The organism is Aquabacter sp. L1I39, from assembly GCF_017742835.1.
Lineage (GTDB): Bacteria > Pseudomonadota > Alphaproteobacteria > Rhizobiales > Xanthobacteraceae > L1I39.
In genome coordinates, this window is the sequence record NZ_CP072392.1 from 5,167,476 (window position 1) to 5,194,034 (window position 26,559).

Genomic DNA, 26,559 nt, shown 5'->3' on the forward strand with positions numbered 1-26,559 from the left:
CTCAGTCCTCGGACACCACGCCCCGGGACGGCTGGCAGAGCGCACGGTTGCCGCCGGCGTCCACGAACTCGACGATAACCGCGGCAAAGGAAGAGTGTTCGGCCTGCTCGCGAAGCCGGGCCAGACGGTCGGCGAACACGCCCTCGCCGAAGAACAGGTCGCGATAGGCCGCGCGTGCCGCATGCAGGTCCGACTTCACGTAGCCGCGCCGCTTCATGCCAATGGTGTTGAGCCCCACAAGGCGCGCCGCCTGGCCAAGCGCATAGCCGAAGGGGATCACGTCCTCGCGCACCCCCGTGAGGCCGCTGATCATGGCCTGGGCGCCGATGCGGGTGAATTGGTGGACCGCGCATTGCCCGCCGAGGAAGACGAAGTCGCCAACTTCCACATGCCCGCCGAGCACGGCATTGTTGGCGAAGATGACATTGTCGCCCACCTTGCAGTCATGGCCCACATGCGAGCCCGTCATCATCATGCAGCGATCGCCGATGCGCGTGATGCCCCGCCCGCCCGCCGTGCCGATATTGGCCGTGGCATGTTCGCGGATCACGCAATCCATGCCGATGACAAGTTCGGTGCGCTCCCCCTTGTAGTGGACCGACTGCGGCGCCGTCCCGAGCGAGGCGAAGGGGAAGACCTCGGTGCGGGCCCCGATGGTCGTCAGGCCTTCCACATTCACATGAGACCGCAGGCGCACGCCCGCCTGGAGGGTGACATCGGGGCCGACGATGCAGAAGGGGCCGATAACCGCATCATCGGCAATGTTTGCGCCGTCGGATACGCGGGCGGTGGGATCAATGATGGGCACGTCAAAGTCCAGAAATCATGGCACCGAGCTTGGCTTCGGCCACCAGTTCGCCCGCGACACGGGCTTCGCCGCGATACCACCACATGTTGCGCCGCCGCGCCACCTTGGTCATGTGGTATTCCAGCACGTCCCCCGGCCCGACCGGGCGGCGGAACTTGGTTTCATCGATGGTCATGAAATAGACGAGCGGCGCGAAATCCGGCCCAGGCACACCGTGGGACAGGATGCAGATGACACCTGCTGTCTGGGCCATGCCCTCGATGATGAGAACGCCAGGGAAAACCGGGTTGCCCGGAAAATGCCCCTGGAATTGCGGCTCATTGGCCGTAACGTTCTTATAGCCGATGCAGGACTGGTCACCGTCGATGCGGTCGATGCGGTCCACCAGCAGAAAGGGATAGCGATGCGGCAGGCAGGCCATGATCTGCTGGATGCCGGCCGTCCCGAGGCTGGCCGGACCGTCGGTCGTGTTGGACACCTGTGCCTCGCTCATGAGCCGCTTTCCTCCCCTGCCCGTCTGGCGCCCGCCTCCGCGAGCTTCTTCAGCGTCGCGATCTCCCGGAACCATTCCCGCACGGGCTTGGCCGGAGAACCGCCCCAGCGCACCCCTGCCGGTACGTCGTCCTTCACATTGCTCGAGGCGGCGATCTGGGCGCCATCACCGATGGTCACATGGCCGATCACGCCCACCTGACCTCCGAGCATGACGAAATCGCCAAGTGTCGCACTGCCGGATATGCCGGTCTGCGAAACCACGATGCAGTGCCGGCCGATCACAACATTATGGGCAATCTGGACCAAGTTATCGATCTTGGTCCCCTCGCCGATCACCGTGTCGCGCAGTGCGCCACGATCAATGGTGGTGCCGGCCCCGATTTCAACATCGTCCTGCACCACCACGCGGCCGATCTGGGGCACCTTCAGATGCCCCCGCGGGCTGGGCTGGAACCCGAATCCATCCTGGCCTATGCGCACGCCCGGATGAATGATCACCCGGTTGCCGACCAAGGCGTGGATCAGGGTTGCGCCGACCCCGATGGCACTGTCACGGCCGATCCGCACATTGGCCCCGACCACGGCATTGGCGCAGATGACGCTGCCTGAGCCAATCTCCACGCCCGGCCCGATCACGGCACCAGGATCCACGGTGACGCCCTCTTCAAGACGTGCGGTCGGATGAATGAAGGCGCCGGGCGCAACGCCCTTGTGGTCGAACACGGGTTGAGGCCGCAGCGCTGCGGGAAAGAGGGTCCGCGTGACAGAGACAAAAGCCTGCGCCGGCCGAGGAGAGACCAAAATCACCACCCCTTGCGGAGCAGCACCCGCGAACTTTTCGGTGGTGATGCAAATGCCCGCCCGAGTCTTCTGAAAGTCCGGTAGGTAGCGGGGCGTATCAAAGAAGACGAGATCCCGGGGGCCAGCATCGCCGAGGGTGGAAACGCCGGCAATGGCCACAGCAGCGGCCGGGCGTTCGCCCAGCAGGCGCGCGCCGCTCAGAGCGGTCACCTCATCCAGACCGAGGGGGGCTGGAAGGGGGAAGAAGGTGGGATCGCTCATGAGGGGAGTTCGCTTTTGGCCTGCACCGGGGAACCGAGTGCCTGAACGTGAATCGGGCGCCGGGCGCAGTGCACGCCGGCGCCCGATGTCCGGGACTTGATATCAGAAGCGGGTGCCGCCGGAGAAGCGGAAGGCCTGCGTCTGATCGTACTGGGCCTGCGAGAGGACATAGGCATAGTCGAAGCGCAGCGGGCCGAACGGAGACTTCCAGATCAAGCTCGCGCCCACGGAGGACCGGATGCCGTTGTCGTCGGCGACGCAGACGGAACCCGTCGCATTCTTGGAGCCCGACGGGCAGGTATAAACCGGAGCACCCGCGAAGGTGGTGGGACCGGTATAGTCGAACAGGGAGCCCACATCGAAGAACATGGCGCCCTTCAGGCCCACATCCTTCGGCAGGAAGGCCAGGGGGAACTGCACTTCAGCAGACGTTCCCCAATAGGCCGTGCCACCCAGAGAGTCGAGCTGGAGAGAGGCGATGTCGCGCGGACCGATGCCCGAGGGAGCGAAGCCACGAACCAGGTCGGGACCCTTGAAGAAGTTGTCCATGATCATGAGGTCGTTATTGCCCCAGGCAGACACATAACCACCCTGAGCGCGCAGGATGAGCACCCAGTCATTGATCATCGGATAGTAGTAGCGGATGTCGCCGGTGGTGCGAATGAAGTTCACGTCGCCACCGAGGCCGGCGAAGTCCTGCTTCAGTTCGGCGAACACGCCGCTGGTGGGGTTGATGTTGCTGTCGAGGGTGTTGAACGACAGGGTGTAGCCCGCGACCGACGTGATCGTGGTGCCCTGGGCCACCGCTTCGATGACCGCCCAGGAGGCCTGCCCGGCGCACACCGCATAGATGGTGGTGCCGTAGATGGTGCCCACATAGTCGTCGCAGCCGAGGTTCAGCGTGCGCGAGTAGAGGTTGTACCGCAGCGCCAGCGTCACTTCGTCGGTGATGGGGAGACCGAAGCGGATGCCGCCACCGATCGTCTCGGACCCGTACGAGGTGTAGTTGGTCGGGCTCGTCTCCTTCCAGTAAAGGTCGAAGCCGGCGGCAAGACGGTAGCCCATGAAATAGGGCTCGGTGAATGAGAACTCGGCACCCTGGGCATACTGGCCGAGCGAGCCGGCGATGCGCACATATTGGCCGCGACCGAGGAAGTTCTTCTCACCCAGCGAGACTTCACCGATGAAGCCATCCGAGGTCGAGTAGCCGCCGGAGACAGAGAACTCACCCGTGGGCTGGTCCTCCACATCAACCACCAGGATCACGCGGTCCGGTGCGGAACCCGGCTCGGTGGTGATCTTGACGGTCTTGAAGTAGCCTAGGTTCCGCAGGCGGCGCTCCGCCCGGTCCACCATGACGCGGTTATAGGCATCGCCTTCGCCAATATCGAACTCGCGACGCACGACCCAGTCACGGGTGCGGGTGTTCCCGCGGATTTCGATGCGCTCGATATAGACCCGCGGGCCTTCTTCCACAACGAAGACCACATTGATCTTCTTGGCCTCGAAGTCGCGGTCGCCACGGGGGCGAACCTGAGCGAACGCATAGCCGCTCTTCGACACCTCGATGGTGATGTTCTCGACCGACTTCTCCACCAGCTCGGCATTGTAGATCTGCCCGTCCGCCACACGCAGCGCATTGCGCAGGTTGGCCGCCGGAACGTCACGGATATTGGAGACCACATCCACCTTGCCGAAGCGATACTGGCTGCCCTCGTCCAGGACGAACGTGATCACGAAGGCCTTGCCGTCCGGCTCCAGTTCAGCCGAGGCAGAAAGGATGCGGAAGTCCGCATAGCCATTCTTCAGGTAGAACCGGCGCAGCATCTCCTGGTCCGCATTGATGCGGTCCGGATCATAGACGTCAGACGACTTGAGGAATGACAGCCAATTGGTGGTCGAGGTGGAGATGACGTCCTTGAGTTTGTAGTCCGAGAACGCCTTGTTGCCGACAAACTTGATGTCCTTGACGCCGACCTTATCGCCCTCGTTGATCTCGAACACGAGGTCCACACGGCCATTGCCGCGGTCGATGGTCACCGGGTTGACGCGCACATCATAGCGGCCGGACCGCCGGTAGACTTCGATGATGCGCTGGGTGTCGGCCTGGACGGTGGCCTTGGAAAGGGTGCCGCGCGGCTTCGACTGGATCTCGCCCAGGAGCACGTCGTCCTTGACCTTCTTATTGCCCTCGAAGGCGATGCGATTGATCACCTCGTTCTCGGACACACGCACCACAAGGCGGCCGCCCTGCTGCGAGACATTCACGTCGGAGAACAACCCGGTCGCATAGAGTGCGGCAAGGCCTTCATTGATTTTTGTCGGGGTCAGTGGGCCGGTCCCGAAATAGGAGCGGATGGTATCTGCATCCACCCTTCTATTTCCCTCGACCACGATCGAGCTGGAGGACTGCGCAGCCGCAGGGCTCGCCGAAAGGAGTGAAACGGTCGCCGCAGTGGTCGTCGCGATAGAGAGCGCGATGCCCAGGGTGGCGGCCAGCTTCACGAGAACCCGCATCGGAGCAGTCATATGGCACGCAACCTCAATTTCGTTGTCCACGAGCCCGGGCGCCATGCGTCCGGATTCTGACCTTCCGTGGCGCTTGTACAGGCTTTTCACCGCGCTGCAAACGCCTGACACACCAGTGGCTTCCGGTTTTCCCATCACCGTGGCCCAGACGCCACGTCACCCTTTGACCATGCTGAATTAAATCTTACATCGTCGCCAGATGAAGCACGTCGTTCCAGGTCGCAAAGACCATCAGCATCAGCACAATGGCAAGGCCGATGCGGAAGCCGATGTCCTGGGTCCGCGGGCTGAGCGGGCGCCCCCTCACCGCTTCCACAGCGTAGAACAGGAGGTGGCCACCGTCCAAGAGGGGTATGGGGAACAGGTTAAGGAGCCCGATCGAGACCGACAGGACCGCGGCCAGAGAGAGGAGCGCACCGATTCCATGAGTCGCCACTTGTCCTGAGACCTGCGCGATGCGGATGGGCCCGCCCAATTGATCGGCGGATTCGCGGCCCGAGATCACGCCGCCCAGATAGTCGAAGGTCCGCGTCACCACGAACCACGTCTCCTGCGCTCCCATCGCAACCGCCTCGACAGGGCCATAGCGGCGGGTGGTGACGTCAGCCGCGGCCAACGAGCGGGAAATTCCCAAGAGGCCCAGCCGATGGACGTTGCCGAAGCTGTCCTTCATCTCCCTCAACTCTGGAGTCGCGGTCAACCTTACGTCCGATCCATCGCGATCCACGACGAAGGTCAGCTCCTGCCCCGCGCTCGCGCCAACCACGCGCTGCATGTCCGAGAAGCTCTCGATGGGATTGCCGTCGATGGTCAGAATCAGGTCGCCCGGCTTGAAGCCGGCCCGTTCAGCCGCGCTGGCGGGGGTGATCTGGTCGACGCGCGGCTGGGTGACCTGGCGGCCGAATGTCATGAAGACCAGCGCGAAAATCACGATTGCCAGGATAAAATTGGCAATGGGTCCGGCGGCCACGATGGCAGCCCGCCACCGCAGGGGTTGGTAGAAGAAGCTCTCGCGCCGTTCCGCGGCGCTCATCTGGCTGAGCTTGCGCTCATCGGGCGTGCTGGCTGCATCCTCGTCGCCGAAGAAACGCACATAGCCGCCGAGCGGCACCGCGGCTAGGCGCCAACGGGTGCCGTGGCGGTCGGTGAAGCCAGCGATTTCCGGGCCGAACCCCAACGAGAACGTCAGCACGCGTACGCCCGCCCGCCGGGCCACCCAGAAGTGGCCGAGCTCGTGGAAGAACACCACCAGGGTCAGCACGAACAGGAAAGGAATGATGTAGCTGAGAATCGAGGACCCCAGGGAACCCATGCCGGCCAAAACATCCATCGTCCGTTCCTCGATAACGCTGCGTCACCTCCCGTGCACCCAACACGGAGTGCAGCAACAGAGGCCGTCAGGCCTTTTAGGATGCCTTTGCGGCGAACTTAGGCAAGAGTGAAGCGGCAATCGACCGCGCCTCGCGGTCCAGCGCAAGAGCTTCCTCCACCGAAGCCGGTGCCCGCCCGCCCGGCAGGCGCTGCAGCGCCTCTTCCACCACGGACGCGATCCCGAACACCCCGACCCGCCCTTCCAGGAAGGCGGCTACGGCAATCTCATTGGCGCCGTTGAGCACGGTGGTCGCCCCTCCCCCTGCGGCCATGGCTTCGATGGCAAGGCGCAAGGCTGGAAAGCGATCAAGGTCGGGCGCCTCGAAAGTCAGAGCGCCCAAACGCGGCAGGTCAAGCCGGCGGCAGGAGGTCGCGAGCCGGTCGGGGTAACCGAGACAATGGGCGATAGGGACGCGCATGTCCGGCATGCCGAGACCCGCCACCACCGAGCCATCGCGAAAAGCGACGAGGCCGTGCACCACCGATTCCGGATGGACCACCGTATCGAGTTGATCTGGCGCGAGCGCAAACAGGTGATGGGCCTCTATCAATTCCAGACCCTTGTTCATGAGGGTGGCGGAATCGATGGTAATCTTGGCGCCCATGGACCAGTTGGGATGCTTCAAGGCATCTGCCGCGGTCGCACGGGCAATCTCCTCGCGGCTAGCGCGGCGGAACGGACCGCCGGATGCGGTGAGCGTGACGCGCTCCACATCGGTCGCCGGCCCGGCTGCGAGGGCCTGGAACACCGCATTATGCTCGCTGTCCATGGGGAGCAAGGTGGTGCCCGTGCGGGCCGCCTCGGCCATGAAGAAGGCACCTGCGGCAACAAGGCATTCCTTGTTGGCAACCGCAACACGCCGCCCCGCTCCGAAGGCGGCGACCGTAGGAGCAAGGCCTGCAACCCCCGAAATGGCCGCAACAACCAGATCCGCCGGCCGCCGGGCGGCATCGAGCACGGCCTGCGGGCCGGCGGCGCATGCGATTCCCGAGCCGGAGAGAAGGTCGGCCAAGCGCCGTCCCGCAGCAGGATCGGCCACAACCGCAAACCGCGCGCCGCAGGCCAACGCCACCTGTGCCAGCGCGTCCGCGTCGCGCCCACCCACCACCGCTTCGACCCGGAAGCGTCCAGCTGAGTCTTCCAGCACTTTCAATGTGCTGCCGCCAACGGAACCGGTGGCTCCAAGAATGGAAATGCTCTGCATGCCACCCTCTACCACAGCAAAAGGCCGGCTGCAGGCGAGGCCGGATTGTGTGCGAAGCCGATGAGGAAGGCGAGCAGTGCGGCCGCCATGAAGCCGTCCACGCGATCCAGAACACCACCGTGGCCCGGAATGAGCCGACTCGTATCCTTCACGCCGAACGCCCGCTTGAACGCCGACTCGGCGAGGTCGCCGGCTTGAGAGGCGATGGAGATGAAGGCGCCCAGCACCACCAGAACCGGTGCCATGTAAAGCCCGCTCGCCACCAGCAGGCCACAGCCCGCCGCCGTCCCAATCAAGGCCCCCCCCACCGCACCGGACCACGTCTTGTTGGGAGACAGATGCGGTGCGAGCTTGGGACCGCCGATCGCCCGGCCAGCGAAATAGGCGCCAATGTCCGTCCCCCAAACCACGCCATAAAGGAAAAGGACTGCCGTCAGGCCGAGCCGATCCTCCCCGCGCAGCACGATCACCGGCAGGCACACCACCGCCGCGCACAAGACACCGGCAGCCGACCAGCCCGCGGGCCGCGCAAAGGCAGCGCAGACAAGCACGCCGGCGACCAGAAGCGGCAGGGCAAGGGCGCTTTCGTGGATCATCAGGGCGGCCACCCCGGTACACAAGGTCGCTCCCGCACCGATCACATAGGGGACGCGCGGGCCGATGCTGGCGACCTTGGCCCATTCATAGGCCACGCTGGCAGCGGCACACAGCCAGAGAGCCGCGAACAGGGAGCCGCCCCAATAGGTGAGGCCCAGCACCAGAGGTGCCAGAACCAGCGCGGAAAGCGTGCGCTGCTTGAGATCGGGATTGCCGCTCACGAGCGCGCGCTACCGGTGCGCGCGGTCACGCCTCCGAACCGCCGGTCACGGCGGGCGAACTCCTCGATCGCCTGCTCAAGGGCGGCCCGGTCGAAGTCCGGCCAATAAATGGGCAGGAAGACCAACTCGGAATAGGCCGCCTGCCACAGGAGAAAATTGGAGAGCCTCTGCTCGCCACTGGTGCGCACGATGAGATCGGGGTCGGGAATGCCAGACGTGTGCAGGTGCGCGCCCACAAGGTCAGCTGTGACGTCGTCAGGCTGCAGCTTGCCGGCCAGCACGTCTTCCGCGATGCGCCGGGCGGCGGCGGCGATCTCCTGCCGTCCGCCATAATTGAAGGCGACGATCAGGGTGAGGCCTGAATTGTCCTTGGTGAGCGCCTCGGCCTCGTTGAGGAGGAGGACGATGTCCTTGGGCAGACTGTCGCGCTCGCCGATGATGCGCACGCGCACATTGGCCGCGTGCAATTCCGCCAAGTCGTGCCGCACGAAGCGCTTCAGCAGGCCGAGGAGGTCGGACACCTCGCTCGCCGGCCGCGACCAATTCTCGCTGGAAAAGCTATAGATGGTCAGGAAGCGGATGCCCATCTCCCGGGCCGCGCGCACGCACCGACGCAGCGCCTCCACCCCTCGCCGATGCCCCTCGAAGCGGGGAAGGTTGCGGGACGTCGCCCAGCGGCCATTGCCGTCCATGATGACGCCCACATGCACTGGGACGCAGGCTGTCGCCTGTCCCTCAGAGCTGTTGGCGCCCTCGCGCGTGGACATCGGCCCGTCCCCTGTCTTGGCCATCCGCAACCGGGCTATCCTCAGACGGAGAGGATTTCCTTTTCCTTCTGCTGCAACACCTGATCCACTTCGGCGATGGCCTCGTCGGTGGCCTTCTGGACCTGGGTGGACTGGCGCTCGAGATCATCGGCGCTGATCTCGCTGTCCTTTTCAAGCTTCTTGAGCAGGTCCATGCCGTCGCGCCGCACATGGCGCACGGAAACGCGGGCCGCCTCGGCGTATTTGTGAGCGACCTTCACCATCTCCTGGCGGCGCTCCTGGTTGAGCTCAGGAATGCGGATGCGCAGCACCTGGCCTTCGGTCGCGGGGGTCAGGCCGAGATTGGAATTGATGATCGCCTTCTCCACAGCGCTCACCATCGAACGGTCCCACACCTGGACCGACAGCATGCGTGGCTCGGGGACCGAGACGGTGGCCACCTGGTTGAGGGGCATATGGGCGCCATAGGCATCGATCTGAATCGGCTCCAGCAGGCTGGCGCTGGCCCGGCCGGTGCGCAGGCCGCCCAGTTCCTGCTTCAGCACGGAGATCGCACCCTGCATCCGGCGCTTCAGGTCGGCAATGTCGAAGGGCCCGCTGCTCATGGCATACCTCTGTTTATCTGCTGCGGCGCTTCGGCCGCCGCCTCCCGCCTCCCGTCACACCACCCGCAGGAAGGCTGCGGCGCTGGCAGGCGAGAGGGAAGAAGGCTGAAATGTCCTATCCGTTGAAATCGCGACGCCAAAAGGCTGCGCCGGCCGGGTGAAGCCACCACGGCCGGGACAGTCTCTAGGGCGCAACCACGGTCACGCGTCCCTCGCCCCGCGCCGCCAAGACGATGGCGCCCGGCTCGCGGATGGAGAAGACGATTATCGGCAAGGCCGCCTCGCGGGCAAGCGCGAAGGCCGCAGCGTCCATGACCTTGAGATCATGGGCAAGCGCCTCGTCGTGGGTGAGGCGGTCATAGCGCTGCGCGTTGGGGTCGAGCTTCGGGTCGGCAGTATAGACGCCGTCCACATTGGTCGCCTTGAGCACAGCGTCGCAGTCCAACTCCGCGGCGCGCAGCGCGGCCCCGGTGTCGGTGGTGAAATAGGGATTGCCTGTGCCACCCGCCAGCAGCACCACGCGGCCGCGCCGCAGATGCCGCATGGCCGGCTGGCGCGCATAGGGCTCGCACACGGTCGGCATGGGAATCGCCGACATGGTGCGCGCAGGCTCGCCCGCCGCCTCCACCGCCTGCTCCAGGGCCAGGCAGTTCATGACGGTGGCGAGCATGCCCATGTGGTCGGCCGTGGAGCGGTCGAGATCCTCGCCCGCCACCCGCGCGCCACGCAGGATATTGCCGCCGCCGACGACGACCGCCACCTCGCAGCCGAGCGCACGCACGGCCACAAGGTCACGGGCGATGCGCGTGACGGTGGGGGGATGGAGCCCGAACGGCTCCGGTCCCATCAAGGCCTCGCCGGAGACCTTGATGAGGACGCGGGGATAGGGAAGGTCGGTCACGCCCCTCCCTCCCGGTTCAGGACTGGCCCGCCGCGGCGGCCACTTCCGCCGCGAAGTCGGTCTCTTCCTTCTCGATGCCCTCGCCCAGCGCGTAGCGCACGAAGCCCTTGATGGCGATGGGGGCGCCGACGGAGCCCTCATTCTCCTTCAGCACCTGCGCCACGGACTTGGAGCCGTCATGCACGAAGGCCTGATCGAGGAGCGTGTTCTCCTTGAAGAAGGACTTCATGCCGCTCTCGGCGATCTTGTCCTGCACGTTGGCGGGCTTGCCCTGGTGCTTCTCGAGCAGAATGGCCTTCTCGCGGGCGATCGTCGCCGGGTCGATGCCGGAGGCGTCGAGGGCCAGCGGGTTCAGCGCCGCCACATGCATGGCGATCAGGCGACCGAGCGCGGAAAGCTTCTCCACGTCGCCGGCCGATTCGAGCGCCACCAGCACGCCGATGCGGCCCTGGCCCTCAACCACCGCGCCATGCACGTAGGTGGCGACAATGCCCTTCTCGACCTGCAACTTCACCGAGCGGCGCAGTGTCATGTTCTCGCCGATGGTGGCGATCAGGCTCTGCAGCTTGTCGGCGACGGTGACGGTCTCGCCCGGAAACTTGGCGGCGGAGAGCGCCTCGACGGTGCCGTCGGTATTGATGGCGACCTTAGCGGTCTCACGCACAAACGCCTGGAAGTCGGCGTTGCGGGCGACGAAGTCGGTTTCCGCATTCACCTCGACGGCGGCGGCATAGTGGCCGGAGGACTCCACCGCCACCAGGCCCTCGGCCGCCACGCGACCGGCCTTCTTGGCGGCCTTGGCGAGGCCCTTCTTGCGCAGCCAGTCCACGGCGGCTTCGATGTCGCCGTCGGTCTCGGTGAGCGCGGCCTTGCAGTCCATCATGCCGGCGCCGGTCTTGTCGCGCAGTTCCTTCACCAGTCCTGCAGTGATCGCGGCCATGCTCAGCTTCCTCTTCTTCTCACGCCACGGCCGGCAAGGGGGCATCCCGAGCCGGCCGTCGGGGCCTGGTGGCCCCTCTTCAGTTCAACTCCGCGAGGAAATTTCACTCAACCTCGGCGGAGAACTCCTTGGCCTGGGCAACCCAGCCATCCACGCGGCCCGGCAGACCCACTTCCTCGCCGATCACCTGGGCGTCGTGAGCGTCGAGGCCAGCCAGCTGGCTGAAGTGGAACACGCCGAGATCGTTCAGCTTCTGCTCGATCTCGGGGCTCACGCCCGTCAGCTTCTTGAGGTCGTCGGCCACGCCGCGCGGGCCGGACAGGGGCTCGAACGAGGACCAGATGCTCGTCTCGACCGGCACGTCGTCCAGCATGGGAGCCTCGGCCTCGCCGAGGTCGGCGAACTCGCCGGCACCGCGGGAAATGCCGTCGATAGCGGCGCGGGCGACCAGATCGCAATAGAGCTGGATGGCGCGGCCGGCGTCGTCATTGCCGGGCACGGGGAAGGCGATGCCGTCGGGATCGCAATTGGTGTCGAGGATGGCGGCCACCGGGATACCCAGGCGCTGCGCTTCCTTCACCGCGATGTCTTCCTTGTTCGTGTCGATCACGAACAGGAGGTCGGGCAGGCCGCCCATGTCACGGATACCGCCCAGAGCGCGCTCCAGCTTCTCCTTTTCACGGGAGAGCGTCAGGCGCTCCTTCTTGGTGTAGCCAGAGCCCTGCTCGGGGCCGGAGAGCATCTCTTCCAGCTTCTTGAGGCGCTGGATGGAGTGGGAGATGGTCTTCCAGTTAGTGAGCATGCCGCCCAGCCAGCGGGAATTCACATAATACTGCGCGGAACGACGGGCGGCATCGGCCACCTGGTCCGCCGCCTGACGCTTGGTGCCGACGAACAGCACACGACCGCCATTGGCCACCGTGTCGGACACGGCCTGCAGCGCGCGATGCAGCGCGGGCACGGTCTGCGACAGGTCGATGATGTGGATATTGTTGCGGACGCCGAAGATGTACGGGGACATCTTGGGGTTCCAGCGATGGGCCTGATGGCCGAAATGGACGCCAGCTTCGAGGAGCTGACGCATCGAATAATCGGGAAGCGCCACTGTGGTAATCTCCGGTTAAGCCTCCGCGGACGTACCTTCGATCAGACATGACCGAGGGCACCGGATGGCCGAGTTCGGCCGATGTCCGCGTGCGGAATGGCGCGGCTTATAGGCGAAGCACTGCAAAGAGGCAAGGCCGGAGGCATTCGTGTCCTCCGCGAAAATTCATCTTGCGCCCGCCCGCCAGGCCTTGGCGGCGCGGACGGGCTCCCTTTCAGCGCAACGCCCGAGCCCGGACCGCCGCGCGCGACATCTCAATTGGCGGCCGGTGCCGGACGGCCGGCCATGGCCTTGTCAAGGGCGGCAGGCACCAGCTTGTTCAATTGGGCGAACATCTGGACATAGACCTCCATGGGCTTGCCCCAGGCATCGTCCACATCGCCGCCCATACCGCCCACATATTCGCCGAGCGTGAAGGTCTTTCCGGCGGCTTCCCTATATTTTTCAAGGATATGGCTCTTATGCCGCTCGGTGAGCGTGAGGATCAGGTCGGAACGCTTGACGTCGCGCTCATTGAGCTGCTCGGCCACATGAGTGGACAGGTCAACACCCTTCTGCGACCAGAGAATCTGAGCATTCATCTCCACCTTGGTCTCGTAGGGGTTGACGTCAATGCCGCGCGAGATGAAGAGGGCGTCCAGGTTGTGAGACCAAGCATAGATCTTCGCGATGGTCTCGGCGGTGATGCTCCGGCCGGTATTTCCCGTATCCACAAAGGCTACCTTGAGTGGCGCCGCCCAGGCTCCCGTCTGCATGAGCGCAGCCACAAACATCGCACCGATACAGGATTTCATCCAACGCATCTTCAGCTCCCTCATCAGACCCGACCATCGTACCGCACACGATTGAAGATCCAGCGACGGCTGAAGAGACGGGGACATGGGGCCGCGACGGTGCTCCGTTTGTTGCCAAGCTGCCGCTGGCGCCCCATCATCGGCATCATCCCGCACAGGACACCCCGATCATGATGCCGCAGCGCGCGCCCCGGCCCGATGACAGCTTCCGGCCAGCCCCGGCACCGGCAAGCCCCTCGCGCCGCCGTTTCCTGGGCGGCGGCGTCGCACTGGGCCTTCTGGCAGCGGGTGTCCGGCCGGTGCGGGCGCTCCAAGGCCCGAACGTCACCGACACCGCGTGGCGGGAGTTGGAGCAGCGTCTCGCCGGCGGCCTGCTGCGGCCGGGGGATGCCGGATTTGCCGACATGGCGCGGCCTGCCAACCTGATCTATGCGGATGTCCAGCCGGCGGCCATCGCCCGCTGCACGAGGGCCGAGGATGTGGCGGCGGCCATCACCTGGTGCCGGAACGAAGGCCTGCCCTTTGTGGTCCGCGGCGGGGGGCATAATTATGCGGGCTATTCGACCACGCCGGGCCTGATGATCGACACCGGCGGCATGAAGGGCATCTCCTATGATGCGGCCACTGGCCGGCTGGTTGCGCAAGCCGGGGTGCGCAATGGGGATGTCCACGCAGCCTTGTCGATTCTTGGCCGTTCCGTCGTGCATGGCCGCTGCGCCACTGTCGGACTGGCCGGTTTCCTTCTGGGTGGCGGCATCGGCTTCGACATGCGCAGCCACGGCGTGGGATCGGACCTGATGACCTCGACCCGCATGGTGGATGCCACGGGCCAACTGCGGTCGCTCAACGAGCGTGAGAATGGCGACCTCTTCTGGGCCTGCAGGGGTGGCGCGGGCGGCAATTTCGGCATCCACACGGAATTCGAGCTCGCCACTTTCCCGGTGGAGCGCTGCACCGCCTTCGACCTCATCTGGACCGCCCGCGCCGAAGAGGTGGCGCAGGTCCTCATTCCCGCATTGGAGAAGGCGCCGGACGGCCTGGGGGTCAAGGTCGCCATCGTGGCTTCGCCCACCGATGCGCAGGCACCGGCGCACCTGACGCTGCTCGGGCAGTGGATTGGCGAGCGCGACACCCTCATGGACATCCTGGGCCCCGCCCTGAAGGTCGCTGCTCCTGCCAAGGCGAGCATCGCGACCCTCCCCTATTGGGACGGCCAGACCATGCTGACCGAGTTTGCCCAATACGAATCGTTCCGCGAACGCTCCCGCTTTGCCTCCGCCTCATTCGGCGGCAGGCCCCTTGAGATCGCATTCCGCCTGGTGCGCCAGTTCCCGGGCCAGCACGGCAGCGGCAATCTGAAGCTATTTCAGTGCGGCGGCGCAATGAACAAGGTCCCGGCCGACCGATCTGCCTTCGTGCACCGCAACAGCCTCTGGCTGATCGCGGCGGCAGCCTATTGGGAGGAAAAGGAGACGTCCGCGCGCGTTGCACGGACACAGGACTGGCTGGACGAATTGTACGAGACCCTGCTGCCCTTCTGCGGCGAGGGCGCATTTCAGAATTTCCCCGACCCTCGGCTCGTGGACGCGCCCCGCCACTATTACGGTGCCAATTTGGAACGCCTGCGCCGCATCAAGGGCCGCATCGACCCGGACGAGCTGTTCCGCTACCCGCAGTCCATCCGGCCGTTGGCGACCTAGGCGCTTTCCGGGGCCGGCGGTATCGGTTCGGGTGAAGGCCCTGCGCCAGAGGCAGGCCAAGCGCTTACGTGTTGGTCAAACACCCTGAAGCGCGGGGGGGTCAGGCCGCCTCCACCGCAATCACGCCTGGAATGGACTTCAGTGCGCCCGCGATCTGGGGCGAGACGGGGAACCGTCCCTCCAGGCGAATCTCCACCTCCGCCTTGCTCTCCTCCATGAGCAGGACGAGGCTGACCTCCCCGTCTCCCTTGCCGTCCGACAGGCGCCGGGCGATGCCGTCGAGGGGTTCAGGCGACTTCACAAAGATGCGCAGGCTGCGATTGGCGCGCGAGGTCACCTCGTCCAGCCGCTCGCAGGTCTGGATGCGCACCCGCACATCTTCGCCCTGAAGCTCCGCCCCCACCATGAGCAGGAGCGGCGTGCCCGGCTCCAAGAGGTCGCGATAATGGGCGAGGCCCTCGGAGAAGATCACCGCCTCGAAATGGCCGGAGGGGTCGGACAGGCCGACAATGCCCATGCGGGTCCCGGACTTGGTGCGCCGCTCCTGGCGTGACACCACGGTGGCCCCCAGCCGCCCGGCCGCCGCGCCATTGCGCACGGCACGGGAAAAATCCGCGAAGGACTGCACCCGCATCTTCTTCAGAGCGGGGGCGTAATCATCCAGCGGATGGCCAGTGAGGAAGAAGCCGATGGCATCATGCTCGCGCTTCAGCCGCTCGGAAGGCTCCCACGGCTCGGCCTGGGGCAGCGGCAGGGCGGCCTTCACCGGGCCGGAGCCGAACATATCGTTCTGCCCCAGCGCCCTGCCCTGCTCCTCGCGCGCGGCATGGGCGACGATCACTTCCAGCGACGCGAAGACCCGGGCGCGGTTCTTCTCAAGCACGTCGAAGCAGCCGGCATTCACCAGGCTTTCAAGGGTGCGCTTGTTGACCATCTTGACCGGCAGGCGATCGGCGAAATCCGACAGGTCCTTGAACGGCTGACCGCCGCGGGCGGCGACCAGCGCATCCACGGCCGCACCACCCACGCCCTTGATGGCGGCCATGGCATAGATAATCTTGCCGTCCACCACCTGGAATTCACGGGCCGACAAATTCACCGAAGGCGGCACCACTTCGATGCCGAGCCGCTGGGACTCCTGGCGGAATTCCGCCAGCTTGTCCGTATTGCCCATGTCCAGCGTCATGGACGCCGCCAGGAACTCGGTGGCGTAGTTCGCCTTCAGCCAAGCGGTCTGGTAGGCCACCAGCGCGTAAGCCGCCGCGTGGGACTTGTTGAAGCCGTAGTCGGCGAACTTGGCCAGGAGGTCGAAGATGGTGTCCGCCTGGGCCTTGGGAACGCCGCGCTCCTGGGCGCCGTCCACGAAGCGGGCGCGCTGCTTTTCCATCTCGGCGCGGATCTTCTTGCCCATGGCGCGCCGCAGCAGGTCGGCTTCGCCCAGCGAATAGCCGGCGAGCGCCTGGGCGATCTGCATCACCTGCTCCTGGTAGATGATGACGCCGAAGGTTTCCTTCAGATAGGGCTCGAGCTTGGGGTGGATATAGTCCGGCTGCGCCCGCCCGTGCTTGCAGTCGCAATAGACGGGGATGTTGGCCATGGGGCCGGGACGGTAGAGGGCCACGAGGGCGATCAGGTCCTCGATGCGGTCGGCCTTCATGTCCACGAGGGCGCGGCGCATGCCCGCGCTTTCCACCTGGAACACGCCCACCGTCTCGCCGCGGGCCAGCATGGCGTAGGTCTTGGGATCGTCCAGGGGGATCTTGGAAATGTCGAGGTCGATCCCCCGCTGGCGGATCAGCCGCACCGCCGTGGTGATGGTGGTCAGCGTCTTGAGACCGAGGAAGTCGAACTTCACCAGGCCCGCCTGCTCCACCCATTTCATATTGTACTGGGTGACCGGCATGTCGGACTTGGGATCGCGATAGAGCGGCACCAGCTGGTGCAGCGGCCGGTCGCCGATCACGATGCCCGCCGCGTGGGTGGAGGCGTGGCGGTTGAGGCCCTCCAGCTTCACGGCGATGTCGAAGGCCCGGCCGACCACCTCCTCCTCGCGCGCCGCCTGGAGGCGGGGCTCGTCATGGATGGCCTGCTTGAGGGTGACAGGGGCAGCCGGGTTCTGCGGAACCAGCTTGCAGAGCTTGTCCACCTGGCCATAGGGCATCTCCAGCACGCGCCCCACGTCGCGCAGCACGCCACGCGCCTGGAGGGTACCGAAGGTGATGATCTGCGCCACCTGTGAGCGCCCGTAGCGGCGCTGCACATATTGGATCACCTCGTCGCGCCGGTCCTGGCAGAAGTCCACGTCGAAGTCGGGCATGGACACGCGGTCGGGGTTCAAGAAGCGCTCGAACAGCAGGCCGAACCGCAGCGGGTCGAGGTCCGTGATCTGGAGCGAATAGGCCACCAGCGATCCCGCGCCCGATCCACGGCCCGGTCCCACCGGAATGTCGTGGGCCTTGGCCCATTTGATGAAGTCCGACACGATGAGGAAGTAGCCGGGAAACTTCATCTTGGTGATGACGGAAATCTCGTAGGCGAGCCGCTCCTCATAGACCTGCGTGTCCAGCCCTTCGGCGGGGCCATGCTTGGCGAGGCGCTGGGCGAGGCCCTCTTGCGCCTGCCGCTCCAGCTCGGCCGCCTCGGCGGCCAGCGCGTCCTCCCCCTGCCCTTCCCCGGTGGTGAAGCGCGGCAAGATGGGCTTGGCGGTGCGCACCCGGTGGGCGCAGCGGCGGGCGATCTCCACCGTATTGGCCGTCGCCTCCGGCAGGTCCGCGAATAAGGCGAGCATCTCGGCCCGGGTCTTGAAGCGGTGCTCGGCTGTCAGGCGCGGGCGATCGCCTTCCGACACCATGCGGCCCTCGGCGATGCAGACCAGGGCATCGTGCGCCTCATAGTCCGATTGGGCAGCGAAGAAGGGCTCGTTGGTGGCGACGAGGGGCAGCGAGCGGTCATAGGCAAGGTCCAGGAGCTGCGGCTCCACGAACTGTTCCACGGCCATGCCATGGCGCTGCACTTCCACATAAAGCCGATCCGGGAAGAGGCGCGCCAGCGTGGCGAGGCGCTCCGCCGCAATGTCCGCGTGGCCCGTGGCCAGGGCCCGGTCGATCGGCCCCGACGGACCGCCCGTGAGCGCGATCAGGCCCGCATTGGCGTCGTCCAGCCAATCCAGCCGGATGCGCGGTTCATCGTCATTGGCCGTCTCCAGATAGGAACGGGAGACCAAGGTCATGAGGTTCCGCCACCCCTCCGCCCGCGCCGCAAGCAGCACGATGCGCGGCTTCTTCACCGGCAGGACGGACCCGCGCTGCTGCGGCGTCTCCACATCCACCGCCAGCGACACGCCCAGGATGGGCTGGATGCCGACGCCTGACATCTTCTCGGAAAACTCCAGCGCCCCGAACAGATTGCCCGTGTCGGTGAGCGCCAGTGCCGGCTGGGAATCGCCCTTGGCGAGGTCCGCCAGCTTGCCGAACGTCAGCGCGCCTTCCAGCAGGGAATAGGCCGAATGCAGATGCAGGTGGACGAAGCCGGGATCGGACATGGGGACTCGGGGACGGAGAAGGACGGTTCAAAGTCCATCTTAGATGGACGGCGTGCCCGGGAAAACGAGTCGTTCCGAAAGCCATGGCGACCGCGCCTTGTCCTGTCCCGCCGCTGGCCGGGCGCCAAGTGGCCGTGCCTCCTGCCCTCGGCGCAATCCCCCCTCCTTCCTCTGCCCGTAGGTCTGTCTTGACGCCGCCCAACCTTGCCCGCAATGGCGGTGAGTGAGCCCCGTCGCGGGCGCATTCCATGATCTCGGCGGGCCTGCGATGAAGGCGTTTGTAGGAAGCTGGCAATTCTGGGCGCTGGGGGCGGCAGTGTTCGCAGCCCTCACCGCCATTTTCGGCAAGGTGGGGGTGAGCGCCGTCCATTCGGACATGGCGACCCTGATCCGAACGGTGGTGATTCTCGCCATCATCGCGCTTGTGGTGATGGCGGGCGATGCCTGGCAGGCGCCCAGCACCATCCCCGCCAAGACCTGGGTCTTCATGATCCTGTCGGGGATCGCCACGGGCGCGTCCTGGCTCTGCTACTTCCGCGCGCTCCAGATGGGCGATGCCGGACAGGTGGCCCCGCTCGACAAATTGAGCGTGGTGATGGTCGCCATCTTCGGCGCCATCTTCCTGGGCGAGCGGCTGAGCGCCCTCAACTGGCTGGGCGTCGCCCTCATTGCCGGCGGGGCGATCCTGGTGGCCGTTCGATAGGCGGAGCGGGGCAACGGCCCTCAGTCCAGTTCCACCACCTGCCCGTCCATGACGGTCACGCGCCGGTGCATCTGGGAGGCGAGGGTCAAATTGTGGGTGGCGATGATGGCCGCGACCCCGGTGGCATGGACCAATTCCGAGAGCGCCCCGAACACGTGGTCCGACGTGCGCGGATCGAGATTGCCGGTGGGCTCGTCCGCCAGCAGCAGGCGCGGCGCATTGGCCAGCGCCCGGGCGATGGCCACACGCTGCTGCTCGCCGCCCGAAAGTTCCGCGGGCCGATGGGACAGCCGATGGCCGAGCCCGAGATAGGACAGGAGGTCCTTCGCCCGCGCGGCCGAATCCTTTTTCGAAAGGCCGCGGATCATCTGCGGCATCATCACATTCTCTAGCGCCGTGAATTCGGGCAGGAGGTGATGGAACTGGTAGACGAAGCCCACATGGAGCCGCCGCATGCGGGTCCGCTCCGCATCGGGCAGCTTGGCCGTGGGGCGGCCGTCAATATAGACCTCGCCCTCGTCCGGATGTTCCAGCAGGCCGCACAGATGCAGCAAGGTGGATTTGCCCGAGCCGGATGGCGCCACCAGCGCTACGGACTGGCCCGGCTCCACCACCAGATTGGCCGCGCGCAGCACCTCGATCACGCCCTCGCCCTGGGGATAGCGGCGTGACACATCGGCGATGGCAAGTGCCGGAGGCCCGGCGAAATCGTCGAAGGTGGAAGCGGTCATCACTCGTATCTCAGGGCTTCCACCGGGTCGAGCCGCGCGGCGCGCCAGGAGGGATAGAGGGTGGCCAGCAGGGAGAGGATCAGCGCCATGCCCACGACCGCGCCGGTCTCGCTTACATTCATCTCGGCCGGCAGGCGGCTGAGATAATAAAGTTCGGGCGAGAACAGTTCGGTACGGGTCAGGTAGGAAATGAACTGCCGGATCTCCTCGATATTGAGGCAGACCAGCACCCCCAAAAGGAAGCCGCACAAGGTGCCGACCACACCGATGCTGGCCCCCGTGATGAGGAAGATGCGCATCACGGCCCCGCGCGTCGCGCCCATGGTGCGCAACACGGCGATGTCGTGCCCCTTGTCCTTCACCAGCATGATAAGGCCGGACACGATGTTGAGCGCAGCCACCAGCACGATCAGCGTCAGGATCAGGAACATGACGTTGCGCTCCACCTGGAGCGCATTGAAGAAGGTGGCGTTCCGCTGTCGCCAGTCGACGATATAGACGGGCCGTTCCGCGGCCGCCTGTATGGCGGGGCGCAGGACGCCCACATCGTCCGGCTTGTCGATATAGACTTCTATGGCGTTCACATCGCCATTGCGGTTGAAATAGGCCTGGGCCTCGGGCAACGGCATGAAGACGAAAGCGCCGTCATATTCCGACATGCCGATCTCGAACACCGCCGCCACCTTGTAGACCTTGATGCGCGGCGAGGTGCCCATGGGCGTCACCGCGCCCCGCGGCGCCACCAGGGTGATGTTGTCGCCGGCATGAAGAGACAACTGGTCGGCGAGGCGCTTGCCGATGGCGAGCCCCTGCCCCTGATCGAAGCCTTCGAGCGTGCCCTGGCGGATATTGTTGGCGATGGAGGGCAGCGCCCGCAGATCCTTTTCCGACAGGCCGCGCACCAGCACGCCGGAGGCATTGTAGGGCGAGGAGGCGAGCGCCTGGCCCTCCACCAGCGGCACCGCGAGGCGCACCCCGTTGAGCTTGGAGATGCGCTCGGCCACCGCCAGATAGTCGGTCAGCGGGCTTTCCATCGGCTGCACCAGGAGGTGCCCGTTCAGCCCGAGGATCTTGGAGAGCAGTTCCTGCCGGAAGCCGTTCATCACCGCCATGACGATGATGAGGGTGGCCACCCCCAGCATGATGCCGAGGAAGGAAAAGCCGGCGATCACCGAGATGAAGCCCTCCTTCCGGCGGGCCCTCAGATAACGCAGCGACAGCATCCACTCGAAGGCGGAGAAGGGCCGCGTGCCGGAGGGCTCGTCGGTCCCGGTCGCCGTGGAAGATGCCATACGCCGCGCTCCCTTCAGTGTGCCTTCAGGCGCTCATAGGCGTCGGCCAGCGAAAGCAGCTCACGGCTTCCGTCCACCCGTCGCTTCAGTTCCACCTTGCCTTCCGCGAGGCTCTTCGGTCCCACCAGCACCTGCCAGGGCAGGCCGATGAGGTCGGCCGTCGCGAACTTGGCACCGGCGCGCTCCTCGGTGTCATCATAGAGCACATCGACGCCGGACGCGGTCAGCTTCGCATAAAGTTCCGCGCAGGCCCCATCCACCGCCGCATCACCCACCTTCAGGTTGAGGATGCCCACCTGGAAGGGCGCCACGGCGTCCGGCCAGATGATGCCGGCGTCATCGTGAGACGCCTCGATCATGGCCGCAATGAGCCGCGAGGGGCCGATGCCGTAGGAGCCCATGTGGATGAGATGTTCGGCTCCGTCCGGCCCCTGCACCTTGGCGCCGAAGGGCTCGGAATATTTGGTGCCGAAATAGAAGATGTGCCCCACCTCAATGCCGCGCGCGGCGAGGCGCCGGCCCTCGGGAATGGCGGCGAAAGCGGCCTCGTCGTGCTTTTCCGAGGTGGCCGCATAAAGCGTGGTCCACTGGTCGACGGTCGCCTGGAGGGCGGCCGCGTCGTCGAAGTTCACGCCGGCCGGGGGCGGCGGGAGATCGAGATAATCGCCATGGCAGAAGACTTCGCTCTCGCCGGTGGAGGCGAGAATGATGAACTCATGGGAGAGGTTGCCGCCAATGGGCCCCGTGTCCGCCACCATGGGAATCGCTTTCAGCCCCATCCGGGAGAAGGTCCGCAAATAGGCGACGAACATCTTGTTGTAGGAATGGCGGGCGCCGGCCTGATCGAGATCGAACGAATAGGCGTCCTTCATGAGGAATTCGCGCGAGCGATAGACGCCGAAGCGCGGGCGCACCTCGTCCCGGAACTTCCACTGGATGTGGTAGAGATTGAGCGGCAGCGCCTTGTAGGACTTCACATAGGCCCTGACGATCTCGGTGATCATCTCTTCATTGGTGGGGCCAAAGAGCATCTCGCGATCGTGCCGGTCGCGGATGCGCAGCATTTCCTTGCCGTAATCATCATAGCGCCCACTCTCCCGCCACAGGTCCGCCGACTGAATGGTGGGCATGAGCAGTTCGATGGCGCCGGAGCGATTCTGCTCTTCGCGGATGATGTTGCAGATCTTGTTGAGCACCCGGTGGCCGAGCGGCAGCCAGGCATAGATGCCGGCGCTCTCCTGGCGCACCATGCCGGCCCGCAGCATCAGCCGGTGCGAAACGATCTCCGCCTCCTTCGGAACCTCGCGAAGGATGGGGAGAAAATAGCGGGACAGGCGCATTGCGGGGACTCGCGGGCTGGGTGAGGTGGTCAGGCGAGGAGAGTGAAAGCGGAACGATCCTGAAAACACAAGCCCGGCCTGGGCCGGATTGTGTTGCAACGCAACAATTTGCCTATTGCGGCGCAAGGATGACAAAGGCGCACATCTTGTTCTACTTTCCAGGGGTTAAAAGAAAGGGGACCGCCACTGAGCCTTCGCAGGCATCGTGGATAGAGGGGTCCAGGTCTCGGGAGGAAAACAACCAAAGCCGACCGGAGACCGCCTTTTTTGAGGCGTGGGAACGGGAACGGCTGCACTGGATTGGTCCGGCTGCACCCCGGAAGATCCGCTAAAAAGTGCATCAGGAAAAAGGCGAGGCAGGAGCCTCGCCTTTTTTCTTGCCAAAATGCCCCCTTAGAAAGAATCGAAAAGATCGCCTCCCCCGACGGCGCAATGCCCTTCGTCAGCTCGCCAATGTCGCAATTTCATTTCGCGCAAACACAATTAGGTGAACTCGGCAGGCGTTAACCGACCTCTTACCCTGCGACATTCCGCCTCGACAACGCCTCATTTTGCGGCAGTGCGGCAAATGGAAGAGGCCGGATCATCTTCTTGCGTCGACTGTGCCAGCGCGCCGAAAGTCAGGCTCCCGGGAAACACCCGCAGGCGATCTCCCGGCCGCGCATGGCCGGACCGCCTTGGGGAAACAGACTCAGTCCATATCCGTCTTGAAGGGCATGGGAAGGTCTTCCAGTCGCACGACGCCGCTCCTCGCCAGATAAATGAGCCCTGCAGTGACCAATGCGGCGAGAATAGAGGTGGCAATGGCCTTGCGCAGAAGCAGCGGTCGCGTGGGAGCGCCAGGATCGGTGCCCGGCTCAACCGCATTGCTCTCGGCCTGAGACTTCACGCCGAACGGCAGCACTGCGAAGAGCACCACCCACCACACGATGAAATAAATGGCGAGGATCGAGCCGATCTGCACGACGGGTCAGGCCTGTTCCAGTTCCACCAGGGTGCCGTTGAAGTCCTTGGGATGAAGGAACAGCACCGGCTTGCCATGGGCGCCGATCTTGGGCTCGCCATCTCCGAGCACGCGGGCGCCGTTCGCCTTGAGCTGGTCGCGCGCCGCCAGAATGTCCTCCACCTCGTAGCAGATGTGGTGGATGCCCCCGTCCGGATTGCGCTCAAGGAACTTGGCGATGGGAGACCCTTCTCCCAGCGGCTCCAGCAGCTCGATCTTGGTGTTGGGCAGATGGATGAAGACCGTGGTCACGCCATGGGCATGCTGGGCCACTTGCTCAGACACCTGCGCGCCCAGTGTATCGCGATAGAGTGCGGTCGCCGCCGCGATGTCCTTCACCGCGATCGCCACATGGTTGAGACGTCCGATCATGGTCCCCTCCCCTACCCGCGCCAAAGCGCGCGCCTGTATCAGACCTCCACGATGTGAACGTGGCAAACGGGCTTTTTGCCCCAGGCCACGTTCACCGCGGACCGCACCGCGCGCTCAATACTCTCGGAGAGCGAATCCGGATCACGCCGCCGCGCACGCGGCAGGTTGTCGAGGGTCGCGACGACGGTGTCGAAGACATGGTCGAGCATGTCGACCCCGCCCTCGCCACGCTCCGGAATCCCGGTGAGCTCCACCGAGGGATCGCCCATGACGGCGCCCTTGGAATCCATCGCCAGGGCAACAGAAACGATGCCCACATAGCCGAGCTTGCGCCGCTCCGGAATGGTGCGGGCGGCGTCCGACACCAGCACCTTGCCGTCCTTGTAGAGGCGGCCGAACGGGATATCGTCCACGCGCTCGGCGGGTCCCGGCGCGAGGCGCACCACATGGCCGTCGCTGCACAGGACCACTTCCTTGACGCCGAGGCGCTTCGCCAGCGCGGCATGTTCGGCCAGATGCATGGGCTCGCCATGAACCGGAATGGAAACCTGCGGCCGCACCCAGCCGTACATCTGCTCCAGTTCGCCCCGCCGGGGATGGCCGGACACATGAACCAGGCCGTCACGGTCCGTCATCACGCGCACGCCGCGCTTCACCAAGCCGTTGATGACCTTGTTCACCACCCGCTCATTGCCGGGAATGGTTCGCGACGAGAAGACCACCAGGTCGCCTGCTGAGAGGGCAATCTCGGGATGATCGTCGCTCGCGATACGGCTCAAGGCCGCCCGGGGCTCGCCTTGGGAGCCGGTCAGCAGCGCCACCACCTTGTCGCGGGGCAGATAGCCATAGGCCTCCACCGTCCGGAACGGGGGAATGCCGTCCAGCATGCCCTGCTCACGGGCAACGCCGATCACCCGGTCCATGGCCCGGCCCACGACCACCACGTCGCGATCCGCCGCCATGGCCGCCTCGCCGATGGACCGGATGCGGGCAACATTGGAAGAGAAGGTGGTGAAGCACACCCGGTGCTTGGCCTTGGCGACGATCTCCTTGAGGGTTGCCCCCACATCCGCCTCGGAGGGCGAAACGCCATCGCGGATGGCATTTGTGGAATCACAGATGATGGCGCGAACACCCTCATCGCCCAGAGCCTTGAGGCGAGCGGAATCGGTGACCGCACCAACCACAGGATTGGGATCGAGTTTCCAGTCGCCCGTATGCAGCACCAGCCCGGAGTCCGTGCGGATGGCGATGGCGTGGCTATCGGGAATGGAGTGGGCGACGGGGATGAACTCCACCTCGAACGGCCCGATCTTGAGCCGCTCTCCCGCCCGCACCACCGTGATGGGGATGTTGGGCGCGCCGGCCTCGGCCCACCTCTTGGCCTCCAGCAGGCCAGCCGTGAAGCGCGTGGTGTAGACTGGCACCTTCAGGCGTGGCCACAGGTCCAGCACCGCCCCCACATGGTCTTCATGGCCATGGGTGAGGAGCAGGCCCTCGATATTCTTCTTCTCCGCTTCCAGGAAGCGGATGTCGGGCAGCACCAGATCGACGCCCGGCGCCTCTTCCCCGGCAAAGCTCATGCCCAGATCGACCATCAGCCACCGGCGCGCGCGCCGGGGACCGAAGCCGTAGAGGCCGAGATTCATGCCGATCTCTCCGACGCCGCCGAGCGGCGCGAAGACCATTTCCTGTAAATCCGCCACGGTCATTCCGCCTTTGGCAAGGAGACGTCACCGGCGGTGATGATCTCAGCAATTCCGTCTCGCCGGCGGAGCATGAGCGCGCCGCGGGCATCGATATTCTCAAAGCGGCCTGTCACCTCCCGCTCGCCGATGCGAACGGTGATGGTGTCGCCCAGGGCCAAAGCGTGGCGAAGCCAATCGGTACGCACAGAGGGAAAGCCGTTGCCGCCATTCCACTGGTTGAGCCGCACGGCCATGGCCCGGTCCAACGCCTCCAGCACCCGATCGGGCGCCGTGGGACAGCCGACCGCATCCAGGCTGATGGCCTTATAGGGCAGCCCCTCCGGATGGTGCAGGCAGTTCACGCCGAAGCCAACCACGGCCGCTGGCCGTCCGGCAGGATCGTTGCCGCCCTCCACCAGAATCCCGGCGAGCTTGCCGCCATCCAGGATCAGGTCATTGGGCCATTTCAGCTTCAGCTGCTCCGGCACCACCAAGGGCGCCGCGGCGAGCACCGCATCACGCAGCGCAAGGCCGGCGACGAAGCAGAGCTGCGCCACATAAGCGGGGGGTGCCGGATTGGGCAGGACAAGGGACGCGAACAGATTGCCCAGCTCACTGGTCCAGGGACGACCCCGCCGCCCCCGGCCCGCAGTCTGGATGTCCGCGACCAGCCAAACGGGCATCGGCTCCCCGCGCGAAAGGCGCGAGAGGCCTTCCGCATTGGTGGAGCCGATCTCCGTGAACCGGACGATAGGTATGGTCAGGCTTTGAAAACGCTGTGGCGCCATC

The 26,559-nt window shown here is 65.3% G+C and carries 23 protein-coding genes; 2 read left to right on the forward strand and 21 right to left on the reverse strand.

Annotated elements, in window-relative coordinates:
• Nucleotide 1: 1 nt before the first annotated feature.
• The 13 genes from lpxA to J5J86_RS23355 all read right to left on the reverse strand — a co-directional run bounded on the left by lpxA (nt 2) and on the right by J5J86_RS23355 (nt 13,409).
• Nucleotides 2-808, reverse strand: a complete 807-nt coding sequence (lpxA, locus tag J5J86_RS23295) for an acyl-ACP--UDP-N-acetylglucosamine O-acyltransferase (RefSeq protein ID WP_209102563.1) — start codon at nt 806-808, stop codon at nt 2-4.
• A 1-nt stretch (nt 809) separates the two neighbouring features.
• Entirely contained in the window at nt 810-1,301 is a 492-nt protein-coding gene (gene fabZ, locus J5J86_RS23300) for a 3-hydroxyacyl-ACP dehydratase FabZ (protein WP_209102564.1), read from the reverse strand.
• Nucleotides 1,298-2,365: a UDP-3-O-(3-hydroxymyristoyl)glucosamine N-acyltransferase gene (gene lpxD, locus J5J86_RS23305; RefSeq protein WP_209102565.1), complete on the reverse strand. Its 1,068-nt coding sequence runs from the start codon at nt 2,363-2,365 to the stop codon at nt 1,298-1,300. The genes fabZ and lpxD overlap by 4 nt, the downstream gene beginning before the upstream one ends.
• Before the next feature lie 102 nt (nt 2,366-2,467).
• The gene (bamA, locus tag J5J86_RS23310) at nt 2,468-4,882 is read right to left on the reverse strand and encodes an outer membrane protein assembly factor BamA (RefSeq protein WP_247657793.1); all 2,415 of its coding nucleotides are present in this window, start codon (nt 4,880-4,882) and stop codon (nt 2,468-2,470) included.
• Between the two features lie 196 nt (nt 4,883-5,078).
• Nucleotides 5,079-6,224 (reverse strand): RIP metalloprotease RseP, encoded by a 1,146-nt coding sequence (rseP, locus tag J5J86_RS23315; RefSeq protein WP_209102567.1) that lies wholly within the window; start codon nt 6,222-6,224, stop codon nt 5,079-5,081.
• 76 nt (nt 6,225-6,300) lie between these two features.
• Nucleotides 6,301-7,470, reverse strand: a complete 1,170-nt coding sequence (dxr, locus tag J5J86_RS23320; protein WP_209102568.1) for a 1-deoxy-D-xylulose-5-phosphate reductoisomerase — start codon at nt 7,468-7,470, stop codon at nt 6,301-6,303.
• Nucleotides 7,471-7,478: 8 nt separating this feature from the next.
• The gene (locus J5J86_RS23325) at nt 7,479-8,288 is read right to left on the reverse strand and encodes a phosphatidate cytidylyltransferase (RefSeq protein ID WP_209102569.1); all 810 of its coding nucleotides are present in this window, start codon (nt 8,286-8,288) and stop codon (nt 7,479-7,481) included.
• Nucleotides 8,285-9,055, reverse strand: coding sequence for an isoprenyl transferase (locus J5J86_RS23330; RefSeq protein WP_209102570.1), 771 nt, complete (start codon nt 9,053-9,055; stop codon nt 8,285-8,287). Before J5J86_RS23330 ends, J5J86_RS23325 begins: the two co-directional genes overlap by 4 nt.
• A 41-nt stretch (nt 9,056-9,096) precedes the next feature.
• Nucleotides 9,097-9,660, reverse strand: a complete 564-nt coding sequence (frr, locus tag J5J86_RS23335) for a ribosome recycling factor (protein WP_209102572.1) — start codon at nt 9,658-9,660, stop codon at nt 9,097-9,099.
• A 184-nt stretch (nt 9,661-9,844) separates the two neighbouring features.
• A complete protein-coding gene (gene pyrH / locus J5J86_RS23340; protein WP_209102573.1) occupies nt 9,845-10,561 on the reverse strand; it encodes a UMP kinase in 717 nt (238 codons plus the stop codon).
• A gap of 16 nt (nt 10,562-10,577) precedes the next feature.
• On the reverse strand, nt 10,578-11,501 hold the full coding sequence (tsf, locus tag J5J86_RS23345; protein WP_209102575.1) for a translation elongation factor Ts: 924 nt from the start codon (nt 11,499-11,501) through the stop codon (nt 10,578-10,580).
• Nucleotides 11,502-11,604: 103 nt separating this feature from the next.
• Entirely contained in the window at nt 11,605-12,606 is a 1,002-nt protein-coding gene (locus J5J86_RS23350; RefSeq protein WP_209102577.1) for a 30S ribosomal protein S2, read from the reverse strand.
• A 254-nt stretch (nt 12,607-12,860) separates the two neighbouring features.
• On the reverse strand, nt 12,861-13,409 hold the full coding sequence (locus tag J5J86_RS23355; protein WP_209102579.1) for an arsenate reductase/protein-tyrosine-phosphatase family protein: 549 nt from the start codon (nt 13,407-13,409) through the stop codon (nt 12,861-12,863).
• 161 nt (nt 13,410-13,570) lie between these two features.
• On the opposite strand from J5J86_RS23355, the gene J5J86_RS23360 reads away from it, so the two are divergent.
• Nucleotides 13,571-15,100 (forward strand): FAD-binding oxidoreductase, encoded by a 1,530-nt coding sequence (locus tag J5J86_RS23360; RefSeq protein ID WP_209102581.1) that lies wholly within the window; start codon nt 13,571-13,573, stop codon nt 15,098-15,100.
• A gap of 100 nt (nt 15,101-15,200) precedes the next feature.
• Here J5J86_RS23360 and dnaE read toward each other — a convergent pair whose 3' ends face one another.
• On the reverse strand, nt 15,201-18,641 hold the full coding sequence (dnaE, locus tag J5J86_RS23365) for a DNA polymerase III subunit alpha (RefSeq protein ID WP_209102583.1): 3,441 nt from the start codon (nt 18,639-18,641) through the stop codon (nt 15,201-15,203).
• A gap of 268 nt (nt 18,642-18,909) precedes the next feature.
• Here dnaE and J5J86_RS23370 point away from each other — a divergent pair, with 268 nt between their 5' ends.
• Nucleotides 18,910-19,344 (forward strand): EamA family transporter, encoded by a 435-nt coding sequence (locus J5J86_RS23370; RefSeq protein WP_209102584.1) that lies wholly within the window; start codon nt 18,910-18,912, stop codon nt 19,342-19,344.
• A 20-nt stretch (nt 19,345-19,364) separates the two neighbouring features.
• Here J5J86_RS23370 and J5J86_RS23375 read toward each other — a convergent pair whose 3' ends face one another.
• The 7 genes from J5J86_RS23375 to J5J86_RS23405 all read right to left on the reverse strand — a co-directional run bounded on the left by J5J86_RS23375 (nt 19,365) and on the right by J5J86_RS23405 (nt 26,558).
• Nucleotides 19,365-20,075 carry an ABC transporter ATP-binding protein gene (locus J5J86_RS23375; protein ID WP_209102585.1) on the reverse strand — a complete coding sequence of 237 codons (711 nt, stop codon included), beginning with the start codon at nt 20,073-20,075 and terminating at the stop codon, nt 19,365-19,367.
• Nucleotides 20,075-21,367, reverse strand: coding sequence for a lipoprotein-releasing ABC transporter permease subunit (locus tag J5J86_RS23380; RefSeq protein WP_209102586.1), 1,293 nt, complete (start codon nt 21,365-21,367; stop codon nt 20,075-20,077). The genes J5J86_RS23375 and J5J86_RS23380 overlap by 1 nt, the downstream gene beginning before the upstream one ends.
• 14 nt (nt 21,368-21,381) lie before the next feature.
• Entirely contained in the window at nt 21,382-22,707 is a 1,326-nt protein-coding gene (gene proS / locus J5J86_RS23385) for a proline--tRNA ligase (RefSeq protein ID WP_209102587.1), read from the reverse strand.
• Nucleotides 22,708-23,398: 691 nt separating this feature from the next.
• A complete protein-coding gene (locus tag J5J86_RS23390) occupies nt 23,399-23,671 on the reverse strand; it encodes a DUF1467 family protein (RefSeq protein ID WP_209102588.1) in 273 nt (90 codons plus the stop codon).
• A 6-nt stretch (nt 23,672-23,677) separates the two neighbouring features.
• Nucleotides 23,678-24,082: a methylmalonyl-CoA epimerase gene (gene mce / locus J5J86_RS23395; RefSeq protein ID WP_209102589.1), complete on the reverse strand. Its 405-nt coding sequence runs from the start codon at nt 24,080-24,082 to the stop codon at nt 23,678-23,680.
• Between the two features lie 38 nt (nt 24,083-24,120).
• Nucleotides 24,121-25,788, reverse strand: coding sequence for a ribonuclease J (locus J5J86_RS23400; RefSeq protein ID WP_209102590.1), 1,668 nt, complete (start codon nt 25,786-25,788; stop codon nt 24,121-24,123).
• Nucleotides 25,789-25,790: 2 nt separating this feature from the next.
• Nucleotides 25,791-26,558: a biotin--[acetyl-CoA-carboxylase] ligase gene (locus tag J5J86_RS23405; RefSeq protein ID WP_209102591.1), complete on the reverse strand. Its 768-nt coding sequence runs from the start codon at nt 26,556-26,558 to the stop codon at nt 25,791-25,793.
• Nucleotide 26,559: the final 1 nt, after the last annotated feature.

Bases quoted from the DNA above. Each gene is read 5' to 3' on its own strand.
- proS (WP_209102587.1), bottom strand. From the start codon at position 22,707: ATGCGCCTGTCCCGCTATTTTCTCCCCATCCTTCGCGAGGTTCCGAAG.
- dxr (WP_209102568.1), bottom strand. From the start codon at position 7,470: ATGCAGAGCATTTCCATTCTTGGAGCCACCGGTTCCGTTGGCGGCAGC.
- J5J86_RS23355 (WP_209102579.1), bottom strand. From the start codon at position 13,409: ATGCGTTGGATGAAATCCTGTATCGGTGCGATGTTTGTGGCTGCGCTC.
- tsf (WP_209102575.1), bottom strand. From the start codon at position 11,501: ATGGCCGCGATCACTGCAGGACTGGTGAAGGAACTGCGCGACAAGACC.
- dnaE (WP_209102583.1), bottom strand. From the start codon at position 18,641: ATGTCCGATCCCGGCTTCGTCCACCTGCATCTGCATTCGGCCTATTCC.
- J5J86_RS23375 (WP_209102585.1), bottom strand. From the start codon at position 20,075: ATGACCGCTTCCACCTTCGACGATTTCGCCGGGCCTCCGGCACTTGCC.
- J5J86_RS23360 (WP_209102581.1), top strand. From the start codon at position 13,571: ATGATGCCGCAGCGCGCGCCCCGGCCCGATGACAGCTTCCGGCCAGCC.
- J5J86_RS23330 (WP_209102570.1), bottom strand. From the start codon at position 9,055: ATGTCCACGCGCGAGGGCGCCAACAGCTCTGAGGGACAGGCGACAGCC.
- mce (WP_209102589.1), bottom strand. From the start codon at position 24,082: ATGATCGGACGTCTCAACCATGTGGCGATCGCGGTGAAGGACATCGCG.
- J5J86_RS23380 (WP_209102586.1), bottom strand. From the start codon at position 21,367: ATGGCATCTTCCACGGCGACCGGGACCGACGAGCCCTCCGGCACGCGG.
- lpxD (WP_209102565.1), bottom strand. From the start codon at position 2,365: ATGAGCGATCCCACCTTCTTCCCCCTTCCAGCCCCCCTCGGTCTGGAT.
- bamA (WP_247657793.1), bottom strand. From the start codon at position 4,882: ATGCGGGTTCTCGTGAAGCTGGCCGCCACCCTGGGCATCGCGCTCTCT.
- frr (WP_209102572.1), bottom strand. From the start codon at position 9,660: ATGAGCAGCGGGCCCTTCGACATTGCCGACCTGAAGCGCCGGATGCAG.
- J5J86_RS23405 (WP_209102591.1), bottom strand. From the start codon at position 26,558: ATGGCGCCACAGCGTTTTCAAAGCCTGACCATACCTATCGTCCGGTTC.
- fabZ (WP_209102564.1), bottom strand. From the start codon at position 1,301: ATGAGCGAGGCACAGGTGTCCAACACGACCGACGGTCCGGCCAGCCTC.
- J5J86_RS23370 (WP_209102584.1), top strand. From the start codon at position 18,910: ATGAAGGCGTTTGTAGGAAGCTGGCAATTCTGGGCGCTGGGGGCGGCA.
- rseP (WP_209102567.1), bottom strand. From the start codon at position 6,224: ATGGATGTTTTGGCCGGCATGGGTTCCCTGGGGTCCTCGATTCTCAGC.